Source organism: Bacillus sp. J33 (assembly GCF_000518885.1).
In the GTDB taxonomy this organism is placed as follows: domain Bacteria; phylum Bacillota; class Bacilli; order Bacillales; family Cytobacillaceae; genus Cytobacillus.
Genome location: NZ_JAEL01000173.1, coordinates 1 through 4,456, shown reverse-complemented (window position 1 = coordinate 4,456; position 4,456 = coordinate 1). Strand labels below are relative to the sequence as shown.

General features: G+C 42.9%; 3 protein-coding genes. 2 read left to right on the top strand and 1 reads right to left on the bottom strand.

All coding sequences use genetic code 11. From position 1 onward, the window contains the following. Positions 1-221: 221 nt before the first annotated feature. The gene (locus L634_RS32000; RefSeq protein WP_198029843.1) at positions 222-725 is read right to left on the bottom strand and encodes a hypothetical protein; all 504 of its coding nucleotides are present in this window, start codon (positions 723-725) and stop codon (positions 222-224) included. Positions 726-959: 234 nt separating this feature from the next. Between L634_RS32000 and L634_RS0128240 the strand changes: the two genes are divergently transcribed. Then, positions 960-2,606, top strand: coding sequence for a flavin-containing monooxygenase (locus L634_RS0128240; RefSeq protein ID WP_026585273.1), 1,647 nt, complete (start codon positions 960-962; stop codon positions 2,604-2,606). A gap of 68 nt (positions 2,607-2,674) precedes the next feature. Then, positions 2,675-3,619 carry an alpha/beta hydrolase gene (locus L634_RS0128235; protein WP_026585272.1) on the top strand — a complete coding sequence of 315 codons (945 nt, stop codon included), beginning with the start codon at positions 2,675-2,677 and terminating at the stop codon, positions 3,617-3,619. Positions 3,620-4,456: the final 837 nt, after the last annotated feature.

The window sequence follows — 4,456 nt, the reverse complement described above, 5'->3', positions numbered from 1 at the left end:
TTAAATCGACAGTCTCCAGTAAATTATCGCCGCCAGCACCTTATAGCATAAGGAAATGGGTCCCCAAAAAGGAACACACAAAATATTTTAAGTGCACTACTTGATATGGAGCAACGCATGATACCTTATTGGGGAGCTAGTTGTGTTACAAACTTGGCTTTCTAGCGTGGAAATCATGCGTGACGAGGCTCNATGTCAAGTAAATAAAAAGAATGAAATAACTAAAATATCAAAAAAAGGGAGCCATTTCCATGAGGATACAGCTCCGGTTTTTTAATATCTATACTATATGGGGGCTTGACCACAGTAATGCCGGTTTTCTTTTTAAACTCATTAGTGCAAATATAGCCGATCGGAACAGCGCCGAAGCAGATGGGGACAGCGAGGAAAGAGTCTACATTGGATGTGGTTATGTATTTGATGTTTATTTGCTTGAGGTATTCAATCCCAGAACAATATTTGGCTTTTCTTTCATAGAGAGCAGAGTAGATAAGCGGAAGCGAACGGATATCGTCCCTGATATCCCGGATATGCAATAATCCAATCGATGTAATGGCAATGATTCCTTCACCAATGAATCCCAAAGGGGAAAATCTGAATAAATAGGCATTTTTCACGGGGAAGGTGCCCATATATAATTCAAGAATCTTATAAAGCTTTTCTTCATGACTGTCCACCTCTTCTAATATTTGGATATGATCTAAAAAGGTAGAATCCATTATCATTTTATCACCTTCTTTATAGGGATATTATACATAGAAAATTACGAATATTCAAATTATACAAAAAATATTAAGCTTTAAATAGAGCAAAACTCTTAAATTAAACAGGAAGGTGGGCTGGTTCGTGTAAAGTCCCGGGCGCATTTTTAATAAGAAAAAATGTAACCGTTTACAATGTGGTGCAGTAATCTGATTGTCCGAAAAGTTAGCTCTAAATAATAAGAAGGAGGGGTTAGAATGTCATCAGTTAAAAAATCGAACTCTCTCACAGATTTTGATGCTGTTGTCGTAGGGGCAGGTTTTTCAGGCTTATATATGCTTTACCGTCTGAGGGAGGCTGGTTTTTCCACTCGTGTTTTTGAGGCAGGCGATAATGTAGGCGGAACATGGTATTGGAATCGATATCCTGGTGCACGCTGTGATGTTGAAAGCATCTACTATAACTACACTTTTTCCGAGGAACTCTTGAAGGAATGGAGCTGGTCGGCCAAATACGCGGAACAGCCGGAGATTTTACGCTATATAAACTTTGTAGCAGATAAGTTTGATTTGCGCCGTGACGTGCAGTTCAATACAAGGGTACAAACAGCTCAATTTGAAGAAAAAAAGAATTGCTGGAATGTCCAGTTAAATAACGGTGAAACAGTTTCTGCTAAATATTTTATTACAGCCGTAGGATGCTTGTCAGCGTCTAATGTACCCAAATTTAAAGGGCTCGAAAACTATAAGGGTGAATGGCATCATACCGGCCACTGGCCGCATGAAAAAGTTCAATTCGAGGGCAAGCGTGTCGGAATAATTGGAACAGGCTCCAGCGGTATTCAGGCAATCCCGGTTATTGCAAAAGAAGCAAAACACCTTACTGTATTCCAGCGGACCCCGCAGTATAGCAGCCCAGCCAGAAATGTACCGAACGATCCTGAATATCTAAATGTTATTCGTAAAAATTACAGTGAAATCAGGGAAAAAATGCGCCACTCCCTAACTGGAATTCCGGAGGAGCCTAGAAATATCTCAGTGTTTGACGAATCTCCTGAACTACGGCAAAAAGTTTTTGAAGAAGCCTGGAAAAAAGGCGGGCTACTAAAACTTTCCTACACATATAATGACTTGTCCGTAACTCCAGAAGCAAATGAAATTGTGGCAGAATTTATTCGCTCAAAAATCCGGGAAACGGTCAAAAACCCGGAGGTGGCGGAAAAACTGCTGCCGAAATTCTATTACGGCACGAAACGTACGATTATTGATACAGATTATTTCGAGACCTACAACCGGGATAATGTAACACTTGTGGATGTAAAAAAAGCACCGATTCGGGAGATAACCGCTTCTGGTGTAAAGACCGAAGATTCTGAGTATGAGCTAGACATGATTGTATTTGCCACAGGCTTTGATGCTATGACAGGCCCATTATTCAAAATGGACATCCGCGGAAAAGAAGGTGTCTCCCTGAAAGAAAAATGGGCAGGCGGCTCACAGACCCGAACCTATCTGGGCCTTGGTACAGCAGGCTTCCCAAATATGTTCATGCTGACTGGTCCTGAAAGTCCATCTGTACTAAGCAATATGATGGTGTCCATTGAACAGCATGTGGAATGGGTATCAGACTGCATTAACTATATGCGCGACCATAACCAGGCTGTCATCGAGGTGAATGAAGAAGCGGAAAATACCTGGAGCAAGCATTGCCGTGAAATTGCTGACCAAACGTTATTTACAAAGACAGATTCCTGGTACATGGGTGCAAACATCGAAGGAAAAGCACGCGGTTTCCAAATCTATCTAGGCGGAGTCGGAACATACCGCAAAATCTGTGATGAAGTCGCTGAAAAAGGCTATGAAGGTTTTACACTGACAGCCTCTGAGAAAACGGCTGTGAACTAAGTGAACCATGATAGGGCAAGTCTGTAACTGCCCATATCTATTAATATATTTTAAGGAGGAAATGGAGTATGGCATTAGATCCGCAGGCAAAATTTTTATTGGAACAAATGGGGGCAATGGGAGCGCCGCCTATGAGCCAGCTATCACCGGAGGAAGCAAGGCAGACAACAGATTTTCGTGCATTGGCAGGAGAGCCTGAGGAAGTTGGAAAGGTTGAAAACAGTAAAATTCCAGGGCCAGGCGGAGAAATCCCTGTCCGTATTTATACGCCAAAAGGTGAAGGCCCTTTTCCCGCGCTCGTTTACTATCATGGCGGCGGCTGGGTCATCGGCGATCTGGAAACAGTAGACGTTCCGTGCCGGCTCTTAACAAATCTTGCTAATTGCGTGGTTGTTTCTGTGGACTACAGATTGGCTCCTGAGCATAAATTTCCGGCAGCTGCGGATGATTCTTATGCTGCTGCCAAGTGGGTGGCAGAAAATGCATCATCTATTAATGTAGATCTGAATCGGATTGCAGTGGGCGGCGACAGTGCCGGCGGAAACCTTGCAGCTGTCGTTTCCTTGATGGCAAAGGATAAAGGCGAAATTTCACTTGCCTATCAGATGCTGATCTATCCAGTAACCAATTATTCTTATGCAACAGAGTCTTACACTGAAAATGCAGACGGATATCTGCTAACGAAAGACAGTATGGAATGGTTTTGGAATCATTATTTACGGAATGAAGAGGATGGGAAGAATCCCTATGCTTCTCCGCTTCGAGCCAAAGATCTAAGCGGACTTCCGCCAGCATTGGTTCTCACTGGTGAATTTGATCCGCTCCGCGATGAGGGCGAAGCCTATGCAGAACGCCTAAAAGAAGCAGGGGTGCCAGTCGAAGCGAAACGATATGACGGCATGATCCATGGCTTCTTCTGGATGCCAGGTGCTCTGGAGCAGGGCAGAAAATCCATTGAGCAGGCTGCAGATGCTTTGAATCGGGTATTTCAGGGAAGTGTAACGTCTAAATAATAGAATAATTGGATGGAAGGGCACTTCGGTTATAGGGTGTCCTTTTATCTTTTTGGTTATGGATCTTTTTACGAGGACGAAAATAAAAGCTGAGTTGTAAAAAAGGTCTTCATGGAGCCATCATAACGCCCCAAACCGAGGTCATGACAGAAAAAAGGTCGTCATGGAACCGTCATGACGCCCCAAACCGAGGTCATGGCAGAAAAGAGGTCTTCATGGAGCCGTCATGACGCCCCAAACCGAGGTCATGACAGAAAAAAGGTCTTCATGGAGCCGTCATGACGCCCTAAACCAAGGTTATGGCAGAAAAAAGGTCTTCATGGAGCCATCATAACGCCCCAAACCGAGGTCATGACCGAAAAAAGGTCTTCATGGAGCCATCATNGAAAAAAGGTCTTCATGGAGCCATCATAACGCCCCAAACCGAGGTCATGACCGAAAAAAGGTCTTCATGGAGCCATCATGACGCCCCAAACCAAGGCAATGGCAGGAAAAACCTAACCATAAACCTCTTATTACCTCAACTCTCTCATTCCAAATTTGGGGTAAAAATCCTTCATTCTTATAAAGGTTAATCTCCTTTAATAAGTTATCAAGGTAATAACACCCTATTTTTAATATGAAAAGAGTATATTTATGTTTCAAATTAGGAGGAATGTCCCCGTTTCATTACCCCAATTTACTCCTGCAGGCGATTCCCTTTACTATGAATATAGCAAGTATTCTTACTTTTCTATCAAATGATGGTAGTGTCAAAAGATTTATGAAAACTACCTAAAGGGTTAGTTTCTCTCCTATTTACTGGATGGAGATGCGCCGCAATCGCTCTTGACAAAC